The 17,593-nt window shown below is 35.6% G+C and carries 12 protein-coding genes; 6 read left to right on the forward strand and 6 right to left on the reverse strand.

Going from position 1 to position 17,593, the window contains the following annotated elements:
• Positions 1-180: 180 nt before the first annotated feature.
• The 4 genes from AB3G39_RS01330 to AB3G39_RS01345 all read right to left on the reverse strand — a co-directional run bounded on the left by AB3G39_RS01330 (position 181) and on the right by AB3G39_RS01345 (position 4,795).
• Positions 181-870: a hypothetical protein gene (locus AB3G39_RS01330; protein WP_369765832.1), complete on the reverse strand. Its 690-nt coding sequence runs from the start codon at positions 868-870 to the stop codon at positions 181-183.
• A 407-nt stretch (positions 871-1,277) separates the two neighbouring features.
• The gene (locus tag AB3G39_RS01335) at positions 1,278-2,024 is read right to left on the reverse strand and encodes a succinate dehydrogenase/fumarate reductase iron-sulfur subunit (RefSeq protein WP_367773049.1); all 747 of its coding nucleotides are present in this window, start codon (positions 2,022-2,024) and stop codon (positions 1,278-1,280) included.
• A 92-nt stretch (positions 2,025-2,116) separates the two neighbouring features.
• Positions 2,117-4,117, reverse strand: coding sequence for a fumarate reductase/succinate dehydrogenase flavoprotein subunit (locus AB3G39_RS01340; protein WP_369752956.1), 2,001 nt, complete (start codon positions 4,115-4,117; stop codon positions 2,117-2,119).
• Positions 4,118-4,129: 12 nt separating this feature from the next.
• The gene (locus tag AB3G39_RS01345) at positions 4,130-4,795 is read right to left on the reverse strand and encodes a succinate dehydrogenase cytochrome b subunit (protein WP_367756579.1); all 666 of its coding nucleotides are present in this window, start codon (positions 4,793-4,795) and stop codon (positions 4,130-4,132) included.
• Positions 4,796-5,165: 370 nt separating this feature from the next.
• Here AB3G39_RS01345 and AB3G39_RS01350 point away from each other — a divergent pair, with 370 nt between their 5' ends.
• Positions 5,166-6,527: a hydroxymethylglutaryl-CoA synthase family protein gene (locus AB3G39_RS01350; RefSeq protein WP_369765833.1), complete on the forward strand. Its 1,362-nt coding sequence runs from the start codon at positions 5,166-5,168 to the stop codon at positions 6,525-6,527.
• Positions 6,528-6,591: 64 nt separating this feature from the next.
• Here AB3G39_RS01350 and AB3G39_RS01355 read toward each other — a convergent pair whose 3' ends face one another.
• On the reverse strand, positions 6,592-8,073 hold the full coding sequence (locus AB3G39_RS01355) for a helix-turn-helix domain-containing protein (protein ID WP_369765834.1): 1,482 nt from the start codon (positions 8,071-8,073) through the stop codon (positions 6,592-6,594).
• A 118-nt stretch (positions 8,074-8,191) separates the two neighbouring features.
• Between AB3G39_RS01355 and aceB the strand changes: the two genes are divergently transcribed.
• From aceB to AB3G39_RS01380, 5 genes are all read left to right on the forward strand, one after another.
• On the forward strand, positions 8,192-9,793 hold the full coding sequence (gene aceB, locus AB3G39_RS01360; RefSeq protein ID WP_369769653.1) for a malate synthase A: 1,602 nt from the start codon (positions 8,192-8,194) through the stop codon (positions 9,791-9,793).
• 31 nt (positions 9,794-9,824) lie between these two features.
• Positions 9,825-11,111 (forward strand): isocitrate lyase, encoded by a 1,287-nt coding sequence (aceA, locus tag AB3G39_RS01365; protein ID WP_367774090.1) that lies wholly within the window; start codon positions 9,825-9,827, stop codon positions 11,109-11,111.
• Positions 11,112-11,271: 160 nt separating this feature from the next.
• Positions 11,272-12,564 carry an aminopeptidase P family protein gene (locus AB3G39_RS01370; protein ID WP_367773039.1) on the forward strand — a complete coding sequence of 431 codons (1,293 nt, stop codon included), beginning with the start codon at positions 11,272-11,274 and terminating at the stop codon, positions 12,562-12,564.
• Positions 12,565-12,953: 389 nt separating this feature from the next.
• Positions 12,954-13,754 (forward strand): TIGR00266 family protein, encoded by an 801-nt coding sequence (locus AB3G39_RS01375; RefSeq protein WP_369765836.1) that lies wholly within the window; start codon positions 12,954-12,956, stop codon positions 13,752-13,754.
• Between the two features lie 251 nt (positions 13,755-14,005).
• Positions 14,006-14,788, forward strand: coding sequence for an alpha/beta fold hydrolase (locus AB3G39_RS01380; RefSeq protein WP_369765837.1), 783 nt, complete (start codon positions 14,006-14,008; stop codon positions 14,786-14,788).
• A 33-nt stretch (positions 14,789-14,821) separates the two neighbouring features.
• Here AB3G39_RS01380 and AB3G39_RS01385 read toward each other — a convergent pair whose 3' ends face one another.
• On the reverse strand, positions 14,822-17,584 hold the full coding sequence (locus tag AB3G39_RS01385) for a PD-(D/E)XK nuclease family protein (RefSeq protein WP_369765838.1): 2,763 nt from the start codon (positions 17,582-17,584) through the stop codon (positions 14,822-14,824).
• Positions 17,585-17,593: the final 9 nt, after the last annotated feature.

A 17,593-nucleotide genomic window follows, 5' to 3' on the forward strand; every position in this document is an offset into this window, starting at 1 on the left:
CTTTTCAATATTTTCTTACTATGCAAAGTCTCCCCACTTTGTACCCGTATTTAAATACACTATACTAACTTCAATCTGAAATTTAGACCCAAATTTAATCAAAAAAAATTATGCTGTTTTAGTCCGCCGACTTGTGTTTTCTTCTCATTGTTACAGGCGCAAAGTCTGGAGGCTTTGCCTTTACTTTATCTTTTTATTTGCAACCCAAGTTTCCATTTCATCAAGAAAGGAATTTGAGATTTCATATGACGAATTAAAAATTGGATCTATAACTGTAACATCAAAAATCAGCCAACGATTCCAAAACACGGTTACAATTTTAAAAAGTTCAGCATTTTTATTTTTTAGCAAAGATAGATGTTCAAGATAATCGTGAAAAACATGGTCGGCGTAAATTGATAGCAAATATCCAATAAATCTATTAATCGAATTTGCGTTATAAACATTTAGAAGAGATAATGAAAGTTGTTTAATATCAGAAATTGAACATTTTTGTTCTAAACCATTTACTATAAAATCTTCATCCGAATATCCCATTTCTTTATATTTTGGGTACATCTTATTATGATCGAAAAGGTTTTCAATATAATCGCACAAAAATTTCGTCATGATTTTTGATAATTTCGAATCAGATAAACACATCAAATAGATATGACTTCCAACATGATATTCAAATTTGCTCAACCAAACATGTAAAAGTTCATGCGCTATTGATGCATTGTTAAACTGCTTTGGATTATAGAAAACGGTAGCTGTATTGTTTTGTTGAGAAACACCACAATAATTCTCGTCGTGTGTTTCGAATCTTATATCGTGTTTCTGTTTTAATTCTTCTAAAAGGCTTAAAACTTCGTTATCAAATTGTTCCATTTTTGAAGTTTGTTTTTTTGGCAATAGTAACTAACTTATTTATACTAGTTGCAAACTTGCTCCTTTACATCCAATTTAGATCTTATAAGCGAAGGTTCGTTTGCTTATTTGTTATATCATCTCAATCAAATATAACAAATAATTTACTACAAATGAGTACTGAATTTTTAATAAAGTATATTGTTTTTTCTCTCCTCTTTGTTCTTTCTCGGGTGAGGGATAGCAGTGGGAATCCTTTTATGAAATGCAATGAAATAAAAGATTGCAACGCATAGCCCGACCGGAGCTTTTGCGGAGGACACCCCAAAAAACAAAAACGCATCCAAATGAATGAATGCGTTTTTTAAAATGTAGATTCTTTGTGTGTTCTCGACTGCGCTCGAACTGACAAAGAATATTTTGGATTATTATCCTTTTAAACTTGCTGACATGTACTCTCTGTTCATACGAGCGATGTTCTCTAAAGAAATTCCTTTAGGACATTCAACCTCACATGCTCCAGTGTTTGTACAGTTACCAAAACCTTCAGCATCCATTTGGTGCACCATGTTTAATACACGATCAACTGCTTCAATTTTCCCTTGTGGTAATAATGCATATTGAGAAACTTTGGCTGCTACGAATAACATAGCCGATGAGTTTTTACAAGTTGCAACGCAAGCTCCACAACCAATGCAAGCTGCAGCATCAAATGCTTTATCAGCATCCTCTTTGTTGATTGGAATGGTATTGGCATCGATTGTATTTCCTGAAGTATTCACTGATATAAATCCTCCTGCATGTTGGATTCTATCAAATGAGCTACGGTCAACTACTAAATCTTTTACTACTGGGAAAGCAGCTGCACGGAAAGGTTCAATAGTAATAGTATCACCGTCCTTGAACATACGCATGTGCAATTGACAAGTGGTTACTCCTCTATCTGGTCCGTGAGCTTCACCGTTGATGTACAAAGAACACATTCCGCAAATTCCTTCGCGACAATCGTGATCAAATGCAACTGGCTCACCCCCTTTACTCATTAAATCTTCATTGAAAACGTCTAGCATTTCAAGGAAAGACATATCTGGCTCAATTCCGTCGATTTGATAATCAACCATTGCTCCTTTATCTTGGGCGTTTTTTTGACGCCATATTTTTAATGTAAGTTTCATACTATTTTAGTTTGAAAGTCATAAAGTCGAAAGTCGAAAGTCGCTTGACATGGAGTCATTTGACTGTAAGACTTTTGCCTTTCGACTAATTGCTATTTGTAATTTCTTTGAACTAGTTTAACGGCATCAAATACCAAATCTTCTTTATGTAATACAGCGTCACTTGGTTTCCCTTTGTACTCCCAAGCAGCAACGTATGCGAAGTTTTCGTCATCACGTTTTGCTTCACCATCTTCCGTTTGATACTCTTCTCTAAAGTGACCTCCACAAGATTCGTTACGGTGTAATGCATCTTTTGCGAATAATTCACCTAGTTCAAGGAAATCGGCAACACGAGTCGCTTTTTCTAGTTCTTGGTTGAAACCTTTATCCGTTCCTGGTACTTTAACATCTTTGTAAAACTCTTCACGTAAAGCAGCAATTTCAGTAATAGCTTCGTTCAATCCTTCAGCATTACGAGCCATACCAACTTTGTCCCACATAATTTTTCCTAATTTCCTGTGGAAATAGTCAACAGAATGTGTTCCATTGTTGTTCATGAATTTCACAATTTGGTCTTTTACCCCTTTTTCTGCAGCTTCAAATTCTGGAGAATCAGTAGAGATCGGTCCCATTTTAATATCTGGAGATAAGTAATCACCAATTGTGTAAGGCAATACAAAATATCCATCAGCTAAACCTTGCATCAAAGCGGAAGCTCCTAAACGGTTCGCTCCGTGATCTGAGAAGTTAGATTCTCCAATAGAGAAACAACCTGGAATTGTAGTCATCAAGTTATAATCAACCCATGTTCCCCCCATTGTGTAGTGTACCGCTGGGTAAATCATCATCGGTGAAGTATAAGGATCCTCATCTACAATCTTATAATACATTTGGAATAAATTCCCATATTTACTTTTTACAACTTCAGTACCTAATTTAGTTACAAGCGCATTATCATTAGAATCAAGTCCTTTTACATAGGTTTGCTCTTTTCCGTAACGTTGAATTGCTGCTGCAAAATCTAAATAAACCGCTTCACCTGTTTTGTTAACTCCAAAACCTGCGTCACATCTTTCTTTAGCTGCACGAGAAGCAACGTCTCTAGGAACTAAGTTACCAAATGCTGGATATCTTCTTTCTAAGTAATAATCTCTTTCTGCCTCCGTTAGATCTTTGGCTTTTTTCTTTCCTTCACGAATTGCTTTAGCATCTTCGATTTTTGCAGGAACCCAGATACGTCCATCATTACGCAAAGACTCCGACATCAACGTTAATTTTGATTGGTGGTCTCCAGAAACTGGAATACATGTTGGGTGAATTTGTGTGTAACAAGGGTTTGCGAAGTACGCTCCTTTTTTATGGATTTTCCAAGCTGCAGTAGCATTAGACCCCATTGCATTTGTTGACAAGAAAAATACGTTTCCGTATCCTCCAGAAGCAATAACAACTGCATGAGCAGAATGTCTTTCGATTTCACCTGTAATCAAGTTACGAGCGATAATCCCTCTTGCTTTACCGTTTACGATTACTATATCTAGCATTTCGTGACGGTTGTGCATTTTTATTTTTCCACGACCGATTTGACGGTTCATTGCTGAATAAGCACCTAATAATAATTGTTGTCCTGTTTGTCCTTGTGCATAAAATGTACGAGAAACTAAGGCTCCACCAAAAGAACGGTTGTCAAGCAATCCACCATATTCACGTGCCAATGGAACTCCTTGGGCCACACATTGGTCAATAATATTAGTAGAAACTTCAGCCAAACGGTGTACGTTTGCCTCACGAGCGCGGTAATCTCCTCCTTTTACAGTGTCATAAAACAATCTAAAAACAGAATCTCCGTCTCCTTTGTAGTTTTTTGCTGCGTTGATTCCTCCTTGTGCTGCAATAGAGTGCGCACGACGAGGTGAATCTTGAAAACAAAAAGCTTTTACGTTATATCCTAATTCTGCTAATGTTGCAGCAGCAGAACCTCCAGCTAGTCCTGTTCCAACAACGATAACATCTAAGTTACGCTTGTTTGCAGGATTTACTAAATTAATATGATCTTTATAATCTGTCCATTTATCCGAAATCGAACCACTTGGAATTTTTGAGTCTAATGCCATTATAATTTAATATTAATGATTGAAATGATGAAATAATGCTACAAATACAAATCCTAAAGGGATAACAATTGCGAAACCTAATCCGAAATTTTTCATTCCTTTTGTGTATTTGTTGTTTTGTCCTATCGACTGAAAAGAAGAACTGAAACCATGTTGTAAGTGTAAAGACAACAGTACAAATGAAATACAGTACAAAGCGGTACGAACTGGGCTTTCAAACTTCTCTGCTAATTCATGAAAATATCTAGTGTCATCTAGTGGATTAAAAGCTACATACTTATAAACCATTTCTGGAACCCAGAAATCATAAAAATGTAATCCTAAAAACGCCAAAATTACTGAACCAGAAATAATCATATTTCTTGATGCCCAAGTAGAATTTGCAGCTCCGTTGTTTTTTGCATAAGCGATTGGTCTTGCGCTTCTATTTTTAAAATCTAAAACAAATCCCATAATAAAATGAAAAACAACACCTACAATTAAGATGGGTTGAATTACAAATTGAACCAAGGGATTATTCCCCATAAAATGAGATATAGAATTAAATACGTCGGGACTAAACACCGAAGTCATGTTGATAAAGAAGTGCTGTGCTAGAAACAACATCAGAAAAAGTCCTGAAAGCGCCATAGCCACTTTTTTAGCTATTGACGACTTCAATAATGCAGATTGTGCCATAAGTTTTGAATAAGTTTGTTTTGAAAAATAGGACAAAAATAAAGCAAATAGACTTGAACTACAACCTTTTCGTTGTTATTTATAATGATTTTAAAGTGTTTTAGCCAAAAAACTATTGAATTCCTAAAAAATAAGCGCTAACCCTTTATACAACGGTAAGTTAGTTAAACAAATGACAAAAAAGTCTTAAATATGGTTTTGTAAAATAAATAATAATGGCCCTCCATAAAGAGTTATAATTATCAATCATATAATTTTAGCCGCCCTTTCCTTTTAAATTAATAAAAACACAAAAAAGAGGCATTTTGTGCATTTAAAAAATTGCATTCTGCCTGCGTGATTTTAACTTTACAAGTTAAAAAAAATCAAAATGAAAGTAGGAATTGATAGCATATCTTTTGATGTTGCCAAGATACATTTACCCATTACCACTTTGGCGAAAGCCCGAAATATTGAACCCGAAAAACTAGAAAAAGGCCTCGGATTATTGAAAATGACTTTAGCAGATGTTCATCAAGATACTGTAGTTTTTGGAGCTAATGCCTTAACTAAATTAATTCAAGACAACAACATCAACTTGAATGAAATTGCCCGTATATATATAGGTACCGAAAGCAGTATTGATAGCTCAAAACCCATCAGTTCTTTCTTGATAGCATTGATGGAACAAAAATTTGGAGAAAATACTTTATCTCAATGTGATGTAGTTGACTTTACTTTTGCCTGTATTGGTGGCGTAGACGCGATGCACAACTGCATTGATTTTGTAAAACTAAATCCAACAAAGAAAGCCATAGTTGTCACTACAGATTTGGCTAAATACGATTTGAATTCTACTGGAGAATACACCCAAGGCGCTGGAGCAGTTGCGATTTTGATAGCGTCGAATCCAAGAATTATTTCTTTTGAGAATAACTGGGCAACAAGTACCAAAGGCGTTTTTGACTTCTTTAAACCCTACAGAACCATTTCTAAAGAAGCTATTACCAGAAATAACTCCAATGAACCTTGGTTTGATAACCTAGAATCCGAAATAGAAATTCACAAAGAGCAACCTGTTTTTGATGGACAATATTCGAATCAATGTTATATGGATCGGACTCGTGACGCTTATTTTTCTTTCAAAAAATTAAAACAAACGGAGGATCCTATTTACAATTCATGGGAAAGTATTATCATGCATTTACCGTATGCTTTTCAAGGACGCCGCATGTTATCTGAAATTTACACCTTAGACGCTAAAAACAAAACGATCACTGGAAACGAAGACGCTCAAGAGTACCAAAACAAACTAAAAGAAACCAGCAAATCAGAGGAATACAAGAATTTTGTAATCCAAAAATTAATGCCCGCTGAACTCGCTTCTTCTTTAATTGGGAATTTATACACAGGTTCTATTTTCATGGGATTATTATCTACTTTGGCACATTTTCAGGATACTGAGAAGGAAATAAATGGTGCTAAATTTGGCTTCCTAGCTTATGGTAGTGGCTCAAAATCAAAAGTTTTTGAAGGAACAATTCAACCAGAATGGACAGTCGCTATTGCAAATTGCAAGCTTTTTGAAACGTTAGCACAGAGTCACGAAATAAACTTTGACACTTATGAAAAACTACATAAAAAAGAACAAAGTGCTAGTATTCAAGAACCAAAAAATGAATGGGTTTTAGACCGAATGGAAAAAGAAATTCCAAATCTTCTTGGTGCTCGTTATTACAAATGGGTAGATTAGTACAACGGAAAACCTCGATTGCAACTAGTTTACAATCGAGGTTTTTTAATTAAAATATTTTTGACTAACTAAATTTAGCCATATACTGCTGTACAATTAAGTCGGTATTTTCATTCCGCTTTTTTTGCTCTAATTGAATGGGGGGTGACGCGCGTTCTTCGCAGTTTTTAACCGCACAAGTTTCACAAGTAACACCAACAATTTGTCTTTTAATACTTTCATTATCGATAAACTTGAATTTCTTTTTCATCGCAGGACTTATTAAAATCCCAACCGATATACTTCTTAAACAATCTTTCTTAAACGGATCATCGGTAGCTGATGAAAAAACCAAATACTCATTACTACTATTGTCATAACGGGAAATTTGAGCTCCAAAATAATGACTCTTTTTTTCGGCAATAGCCGCTTCAATTGTTTTTACAGAAATCCATCTTCGGCAATAATGCTCATTCATTTCATTAGCATGAGGCTCTTGCTGATTGGTAATATGCAATTCTTTTTTTATCTGATAGGTATCCGCTCCTATTTTATGAGAAAGACGCAGGAAAAATAAGTTTTTTAACTGAAAATCCTTTGGTAGAATGTTTGTTAACCTTTGATAAAAAGATTCTGGCGACACATTAAATTGCCCCATCAAATCAATCATTTCTTGTGATGTTGGATTACTCTTAGACAGAAAAATATTGAGCTCCCCTATAAGTTTTTTTCTTGGAATCAACAATGCGCCTGCAAAATAAGAGGCATAAAAATTATTCAAAACCTGATCAAAATTATCGAACTTTATCCAACTAAACGTATACAAACGATCTTGAATTTCTAAATAATTATAGGCAATTTCTTTTGCCAAAATAAACGCTTTTTGTTGTTCATCAATCTCAAGTGAAAGCAATAAAGTTTTGCTTTTGGGAACATAAATCGAACGCAAATCCCCCAACTCTTCTTGCTCCGAAAAAACAAGTTCCTGAATCGTATAGCCGTATTCTTCTTTCAAAATTGCCGTTAATTCATCTAACGAAATTTTGTTGTTCATATCAATGTGAAACGCTTTGGAAAAATCCAAAACCTTTTGTTCTAAATCTTCAAAATAATTATTGTGCGCTTCTTGATAAGATCTCAAGGTGGCCAAGAAAAAACTTTCCCTACTTAAATTGTAGTGTTGCGCGATCTCAATAATCGTACTTATAAACGCATTGACTTTGGCTGGAGCATTTGCAATAATATCAATCAAATCATTTTCTTGGATTCCGAAGATGTCAAGCGGTATCTCTTTTAAAATTCCCGATTTCAAAATCTCACCAATAGGAGCCAAATTATTATCCAATTTCAAAGACACCATATGATCGTAAGAAACCTCTAGCTTTTCAGCTAGTAGAATAATCTTATCGGTCTTGGGATATTTTTTCCCCTTCTCTATTTCATTCAAATACGATTTAGAGAGCTCGGTGATTTTGGCTAAACCAAATAGAGACAAATTCTTATTCGTGCGTGCTTGCTTGAGTTTTAACCCAAAAATTAACTTGATGTAATCCTTTTCCATGTTCATATTTCAAATATACGCTAAAAAATAAAAACAGCAAAAAAAAGTTTTTTACATTTTTAGCGTACGTTCGCTTGTTTTGTAAAAAACTTTTCGTAACATTGTCATGTAAAACATATTAACCATGAAACAATCAACCCACACAATTGAAAAAACATTGCGAATTAAGGCTAATGCCAATCAACAATTCCCAGATGTATTAACTGAAGATGCGATGGAGTATCTAACTAATTTGCATCATCAATTCAACAATCGAAGAATTGTATTATTAGAAGATCGCAAAAAACAACAACTATTATTTGATGCAGGCGCCTTGCCAACTTTTCCATTGGAAACAAAAAACATTCGTGAAAATGAATGGCTAGCCGCTCCCACACCAGACGATTTATTAGACCGTAGAGTCGAAATTACTGGTCCAGTCGATAGAAAAATGGTTATTAACGCTTTGAATAGCGGTGCAAAAACATTTATGGCCGATTTTGAAGACAGCACCTCGCCTACTTGGAGTAATCTAATGCAAGGACAACAAAATCTAATAGATGCTGTAAACAAAACCATCGTTCTGGAAGATGTTTCAAAAAATAAAAAATACCAACTGAATGATACGACTGCCGTTTTACTGGTCCGCCCAAGAGGTTTGCATTTGCAAGAAAAACACATTTTGATTGAAGATCAAGAAACATCGGGCTCACTCGTTGACTTTGGATTATATGCTTTTCACAATTTCAAACAATTGCTAAAAGACGGTTCAGCACCTTACTATTACATTCCAAAACTGGAACATTATCTTGAAGCACGCTGGTGGAATGAAGTAATTGATTTTACCGAGGATTATCTAGGTATGCAAAGAGGAACGATCAAAGTGACGGTCTTGGTAGAAACGATAACAGCGAGTTTTCAGCTTGACGAAATCATATTCGAATTAAAAGAACATATCGTAGGATTGAATTGCGGACGTTGGGATTACATCTTTTCATACATCAAAAAACTAAGAAATAACCCCGCTTATATTGTTCCAAATAGAGACCAAGTAACCATGACCTCACCGTTTATGAGCGCGTATTCGCAACTGGTAATTCAGCGTTGCCACAAAAGAAACATTCATGCAATTGGCGGAATGGCTGCGCAGATTCCGATAAAAAACAATCCAGAAGCAAACACAACTGCTTTCAATAAAGTAATTGCCGACAAAGAAAGAGAAGTTAAAAACGGGCATGATGGCACATGGGTAGCACATCCAGATTTGATTCCGCTTGCCATGGAAGTATTCGGCAGAGAAATGCCAACAAAAAATCAGATTCACGTAAAAAGAACCGATTTACACATTACAGAGAGTGATTTATTAGAAGTGCCAAAAGGAACCGTTACAGAAGAAGGCATTCGAAAAAACATCAATGTTTCTATTCTGTACATCGCTTCTTGGCTTCATGGTCAAGGTGCAGCCGCTATTCATCATTTGATGGAAGATGCAGCAACAGCCGAGATTTCGAGATCACAACTATGGCAGTGGCTACAAAACGGAGTCACTTTGGACAATAACAAAAAACTGACCAACAATTATTACCATCGTTTAGCTATGGAAGAATATGAAAAAATTAAAAAACTAGTTGGAGAAGACTGCCACGAAAATGGAGAATATAAACTAGCCGAACAATTGTTAGATGTGCTCGTTGTAAATCCCAATTTTATTGACTTCCTAACTATTCCAGGCTACAAATACTTATAAACAAACCAAAAAAAATACCAAAAAAAAAGAAATTATGAAAACTAGAGAAGAAAGAATTCAAGCATTAGTTACGGATTGGATCACTAACCCAAGGTGGAAAGGCATTGAGCGCCCATACACAGCTGAAGAAGTAATCAACTTGCAAGGTTCTTATAAAATAGAACACAGTATTGCAAGAATGGGTGCTGAGAAATTATGGAAAAAACTAAACGCTCAAGATTTTGTAGCTGGATTAGGTGCCTTAACGGGAAATCAAGCCATTCAAGAAGTAGAAGCTGGATTAGAAGCTATTTATTTGAGTGGGTGGCAAGTAGCTGCTGATGCTAATGTTGCCGGTGAAATGTACCCTGACCAATCTTTATATCCCGCTAATAGCGTTCCGCTAGTAGTAAAAAGAATCAACAATGCATTATTACGTGCTGATCAAATCCAGGTTGTAAACGGAGAAGAAAATAAAAAAGATTATTTAGTACCAATTGTAGCGGATGCCGAAGCAGGTTTTGGTGGAAACCTAAATGCATTCGAATTAATGAAATCCATGATTGAATCGGGAGCTGCAGGAGTTCACTTTGAAGATCAATTAAGTTCAGCTAAAAAATGCGGTCATCTAGGCGGAAAAGTATTAGTTCCAACCCAAGAGGCTATTAACAAATTGGTTGCTGCACGTTTAGCAACGGATGTTATGGGAACACCAACATTAATTGTAGCACGTACTGATGCGGATGCGGCAAATCTATTAACAAGCGACATTGATCCAAGAGATGCCAAATTTATTACAGGTGAAAAAACATCCGAAGGTTTTTTCCATGTAAACTGTGGTGTACAACAAGGAATTGATAGAGGGTTAAGTTATGCGCCTTATGCTGATTTGATTTGGATGGAAACGAGCAACCCAGATTTAGCTTATGCAAAACAATTTGCCGATGCCATTCACAAAGAATTCCCAGGCAAAATGTTAGCCTACAACTGTTCGCCTTCATTCAACTGGGCTGCAAAACTTTCCGTTGCAGAAATGGAAACCTTTAGAGAAGACCTTGCTGCAATGGGATACAAATTTCAATTCATCACTTTGGCAGGATTTCATGCTTTAAACACCAGTATGTTTGAATTGTCAAAAGCCTATAAAGAAAGAGGAATGGCAGGATATTCTGAATTACAAGAGCGTGAATTTGCGTTGCAAAAGCACGGATTTAAAGCGGTTAAACACCAAGGCTTTGTAGGGACATCCTATTTTGATGCCGTACAAAATACCGTTACCACTGGAAGATCTTCAACAACAGCGATGAAAGACTCAACAGAAACGGCACAGTTTAAATAAAACAACTTACTAATTCAATTGCAAAACGCATTGGTTTAAAAAGACTCTTTTTAAGCCAATGCGTTTTTTGTTGTTTTTTACTTAAAATTATCGAATTCATAACTAGAAACAATTTAAACTTAGTATTTTTGAATAAATAAAAGTAAAAAACAAGATCGTTATGAAATACCATCAAATTGACCGTGACTTATTTATAAAAAATCGCGCCAAATTCATGGCTCAAATGAAGCCTAAAAGTGTTGCTGTTTTCAACTCAAATGACATCTATCCTATAAGTGCCGATAGCACCATGCCATTTGCGCAACACCGTGATATTTTTTATTTAAGTGGCGTTGACCAAGAAGAAAGCATCTTATTACTTTTTCCAGATGCTCCTTATGAGCATCAAAGAGAAATATTATTCTTAAAAGAGACGAACGAACATATCGCCGTTTGGGAAGGAGAGAAACTAACCAAAGAACGCGCGTTATCTGTTTCTGGAATCAAAACTGTGTACTGGTTACAAGAATTCGAGAAAGTTTTATTCGAATTAATGACACATTCTGATACGATTTATATCAATACAAACGAGCACTATAGAGCGACAGTAGAAACTGAAACTCGTGAGGCCCGTTTTGTAAAATGGTGGAAAGAAAAATATCCTGCACACACTGTTGCTAAAAGCAATCCTATCCTGCAACGCATCCGTTCAGTGAAAGAAAGTGAAGAACTAGACCTTATTCAAAAAGCATGTGACATCACCGAAAAAGGATTTAGACGCATCCTTTCTTTTGTGAAACCAAATGTAATGGAATACGAAATTGAAGCCGAATTTATTCATGAATTCCTCTACAATCGTTCCAAAGGTTTTGCGTACACGCCAATCATTGGTTCAGGGAATAATGCAAATGTGTTACATTATATCGAAAACAACCAACAATGTAAAGCGGGTGATTTAATATTACTAGACGTAGGAGCTGAATATGCAAATTATTCTAGTGATATGACACGTACGATTCCTGTATCAGGGAAATTCTCTGACCGACAAAAAGCAGTTTACAATGCCGTATTAAACGTTAAAAACGAAGCGACAAAAATGCTTGTTCCAGGAACAATGTGGAAACAATACCATGTTGAAGTGGGTAAATTAATGACTTCAGAATTATTAGGTTTGGGTTTAATCGATAAAGCCGATGTGCAAAATGAAAACCCAGAATGGCCTGCCTATAAAAAATATTTCATGCACGGAACTTCCCACCACATGGGTCTAGACACGCATGATTACGGAATCTTGACTGAACCTATGCAAGCCAATATGGTTTTCACGGTAGAGCCTGGAATTTATATCCCAGCCGAAGGTTTTGGAATCCGTCTTGAGGACGATGTTGTCATTCAAGAAAAAGGAGAGCCGTTCAATTTAATGCGCAACATTCCTATCGAGGCAGACGAAATAGAAAGTTTGATGCATTCGTAAGAAAATAGAATCAAGAGAAAAAAAAAGACGGTTCACAGCAATGTGAGCCGTTTTTTTATATTCAAAACCCAAATAAACAAACAACCATTAAACAAATAAACGATTAAACATTTTTTCTTGGGCGCATCCCGCCTCCGTAAACTCCGGCAGGGTCGGGCTGTACGCTTCTAGTCCTCGTCCCTAAAAAACGGGACTGTGGGCTATCCGCTGCCATCCCTTGCGCATTACAACAACGTTAAATTTTCCAAAACAAGAATTCTAAAATCACCAAAAAATGTAACTTTATCACTCCATTTACGTCTTATAAAAAGAATAAAATACAATGAACCTTAATTCCTTAATGGTTCAAACACATAAATCATCTTTTAAAAATCAATACAATCAAAATTATGACAGCACACGAAATAGATTACCAGATTTTCGGCGAAGAAATGCAGTATGTAGAAATCGAACTAGATCCACAAGAAATTGTCATTGCCGAGGCAGGCAGTTTCATGATGATGGACAATAACATTCAGATGCAAACCATTTTTGGCGACGGATCACAACAACAATCAGGGATTTTTGACAAGCTTTTAAGTGCAGGAAAAAGAGTCTTAACAGGCGAAAGCATGTTCATGACAGCCTTTATCAATCAGCATCACGGAAAAGGAAAAGTCTCTTTTGCATCACCATACCCAGGTAAAATCCTCCCAATTGATCTAACCGAATTTCAAGGAAAATTCATCTGCCAAAAAAGTTCGTTTTTATGCGCTGCTAAAGGCGTTTCTGTTGGTATCGAATTTTCTAAAAAAATAGGTCGCGGTCTTTTTGGTGGCGAAGGTTTCATCATGCAAAAAATTGAAGGAGACGGAATGGCATTTGTACATTCAGGAGGAACGCTAGCCAAAAAAGAATTAAAAGCAGGCGAAGTATTAAAAGTAGATACCGGTTGTATTGTAGGATTCACCAAAGATGTCGATTACGATATCGAGTTCATTGGCGGCATCAAGAATTCCGTTTTTGGAGGTGAAGGATTATTTTATGCCACACTACGTGGTCCTGGAACTGTTTACGTACAATCATTACCCTTCAGCCGACTAGCCGATAGAATCATAGCCTCCGCACCCAAAGCAGGTGGAAACAGCCGTGACGAAGGAAGCTTACTAGGCGGTTTAGGAAATTTATTGGATGGTGATAATCGATTTTAACAACTAACACTATTCCTCAAACATGTCATACAGCGAAGGAGGCATCTCGCTAGTTTCTCCTATTATGTGATTTCTCCTCCGTCTAAATGACAAAATAACGACAGTTGTTAGAATTAGAAACTAAAAACTTACATGTACTTCTATACTTTATATCGTTTAAAAAACCATCTTGCCTACTATCTTAAAAACTTATAGGATTTAAACGTAATTAAATTACTAATTTTGCTGTCCCTCAAAAACGAAAGTAAAAAGTGAATCACATACAATTCAAAAATACAAGTATTGCCTACTCCGATACTGGAAAAGGAACCGCAATAGTTTTCCTCCATGGTTTTCTTGAAAATCAAAAAATGTGGAACAACCTCATCGCCCCTATTACCAAAAAAAATCGAGTAATCACGATTGACTTATTGGGTCATGGCGAAACAGAATGTTTGGGTTATGTGCAAAGCATGGAAGACAATGCTGAAGCTGTTCATGCAGTCTTATCCGAGTTACGCATCCGTAAAGCGATTTTCGTTGGGCATTCTATGGGCGGTTATGTGGCGCTAGCTTTCGCCGAAATGCATCCTGATGCCGTAAAAGGTTTAGTTTTACTGAATTCAACTGCAAAAGCAGATAGTAATGAACGAAAAACAAATCGAGATCGAGCAATTAAGGCTGTTAAACAAAGCTACAAAGGATTTGTAAGCATGGCGATAACCAATTTATTCAGTGAAAACAATCGAGAGCGATTAAATGACCAAATTGAAATTGTGAAAAAAGAAGCTTTAAAAACACCACTTCAAGCTATTGTTGCTTCACTAGAAGGCATGAAAATACGCAAAGACCGAGAAGTTTTACTGCATCTTACTCCTTATCCAAAAATATTGATTTTAGGCGAAAAAGATCCTGTTTTAGACTACGAAGAAACCAAAGTTCAAGTTGAAAATACCAATGTAGAATTAATTACTTTTCCTGACGGACACATGTCACATATTGAAAACCAAGAAGAACTGACTGGCGTTTTACTTCATTTTTTTAAGAAAACTTAACCAAAAACGTTGTTCTCTTTGTGATTAAAAAAACTAAACTTTCTCTTCAAAAGGAAGTTTCTCATCCAAAATTTCCTTTAAAAGCAGCACAATTTGTTCTAAATAATTAGCCATAATAATATCGTTTATCACATATTCACTGTCTTTTTCCTCCTTAAAATTAAAAGGTAAAAATCCTGATTTTAAATTCTTAAACGAAATTATCCCAGCTTCAATAGGTTTTGAATCCGCTAGTTTTTCATACATGAAAGCATAGGCCAAAACCTGAATGATCTTATCGTTTTTAATTTCTTCAGTTAGTCCTTTCCACGTTTTCAAAGTCACACTCGACTTCTCTACTTTACCCGTTTTATAATCGATAATTCGGATAGTGCCGTTACGCTCTTCGATTCTATCGACATTCCCTTTTATCAATACAGGAAAAGGCAAGCTTGGGTGCGTTAACGTCCGTTCAAAAGTTTGTTCTAAGGCAATGATTTTGATCGCATCACCTGCTTTAATACTTTCTAATTCTACTTTCAAGAAATTAGAAACATTTCGCTTAGCAACTTCAAAAGCAAGTAGATTACGCCCTTTTTTAATATCTCCTTCTTTGTATACGGCCTTGAATTGTTTGAGTACTTCAGCATCTATTTGCTTAAAGCAATTTTGAATATCATGTTCGGCTATGAATTTACCAATAAAAGGCTCATACAAGACTTTTAATGTTTCATGAATAATAGTTCCTAACGTATTCAACGCAATATTTTCTTCGACTTCTTCGACTTCGCGAATGCGTAAAATCTTCTGAAAATAAAACTGAATCGGATTCCTGATATAGCTTGTCAATGCCGAAGGTGAAAAACCAACAGTGGCAATTTCCTTCAATCGCGTCATCACTGCTTCCGATTTTTCAATCTTCATTGGCGTATAAGCCGTTTCTGGCAGTACTGCATTGTATATTTCATGTGTTAGGTTGTGATTACGTTGTTTTTCTACTTCCAACTGTGTAATAAAACGACTTTTTTCACCTGCATCTAGTCCTTCACTTTCGGTGTTATACAGCAAATAGATGTTTTTTGCACGTTGCAGTAAATGATAAAAGTGATAGGTGTAAATCGCATCTTTTTCTTTGAAAGTAGGCAATCCCAATTCGCGTTTCACATCATAAGGAATAAAAGAATTCTGTGATTTTCCTGCCGGAAACTTCCCTTCATTCATAGATGTAACAATTACGGTATCAAAATCCAAAACCCGACTTTCAAGGACACCCATGATTTGTAAACCATTGAGTGGCTCGCCTTCAAATGAAACCTCCGCCAAATCAATTACTTGTTTGTAAATAGCATGTAAAGTGTCTATTTTGTCAATATGTTCGTGTTGCGAATAATAATTAATCAATTTATTAATGACCTTAAAAATAGCAAAAACAAAGGCTTTTGTAATTTTTTCTTCTTCATTATCATTACTCAAGTTGTTCTTAATGGTCAGTAATAAACCGGAAATAGTATCTAAAACTGCAATTGACCCTTGCTCCCATTTTTTAAATAATAGTAGAAACAAATCAGTAGGTTCAGGATTTAATTCCATCACCTTTTGATGGGTAATAAATGTATAATTATTTTGATTGATGATAGTAACCAATCCTGATGTTTTGGCATAGGGTTCCACTAATGGATGTGTCAAAATATCCAAGACATCTTTGTAATACAACACATAATTTTTAGCATTACGAGACAGAGCATTGGTGTGCATCTTGAAAAGCTTTGCAATCAAAATTTGAGCTGGATTGTTTTTACTCGAATACCCCATGGTAATATTCAAAGCACCAACGGTTGAGGGTAGCGAATACAAAAGGGGAACTAACACATTTTCCTCACCAAGAACAACTGCTACTTTATCAAGTGAAGCTGAAGGATTCTTGTTGATAATTTTTTCAATTATACTTCCAGTAATTTTGGCCTGACCAATTGTTTTTGGTGTGCCAATGACTTGGATATTTTTTGTTTCCGAAAAATCATTTACAATCCATTCAAAAGGATTGGATTTATAGTGTTTCCAGTTCGCTTTAAATCGTCTTAAAAACAGCCCTGCATCATGATAGGGATCATTTAGAAACGTTTGATCTGCGTCCCAATATATCTTGGCTTGATCAGCAGCAATAAGGTGTTGAATAATTTTTTCTTCAGAAGCATTTAAGGCATTAAAGCCTGCAAAAACGTAATGCTTATCGGTGATTGTTTTCGAAAAATGAATAAGATTTTCTACTGCTTGACGGTAAATTAAACCTTGATAGCCTATCCCTTTTTTTAGCAAATGAGCATATAATGATTGGTAGTAATTGGGCAGTAATTTCCAGAAGTCAATGTAGTTCTCTAGTAGTTGGGTTTTGTTCTCTACCTCTATTCCCCATTTTTTGATATCCTCAATGTCTTTTAGGTAAGACAAAACATGAGTAGGATCTAATAGATAGCGATCAATTTCATTGAAGTCCTGCAAAAGCATTTTAGCCCAATTGGCAAATAACTCAAAAGATTGCTGATTTGATTTTTCAGTAATGGATAAATAAACTTCATAGAATTCAAATAATAATTCGATAGGGTCTACTGTACGAATAGCCGAAATGTCTTGAATGAAATCCTCTATGCTAATAATCTCTGGGGAGAGTATATTAGAAGTCACTTGTTTTTTTAAAGCTTCAATTAAGAATATCTTAGCTCTTTTATTGGGTAAGACTACTATTGTATTCGATAATTTATCGGAGTAATCTTGAATTAAAACATGTGCAATTTTATCTAAAAAAGAAGTATTTATCATTTCATAAAA

The organism is Flavobacterium sp. WC2416, from assembly GCF_041200095.1.
Taxonomy (GTDB): domain Bacteria; phylum Bacteroidota; class Bacteroidia; order Flavobacteriales; family Flavobacteriaceae; genus Flavobacterium.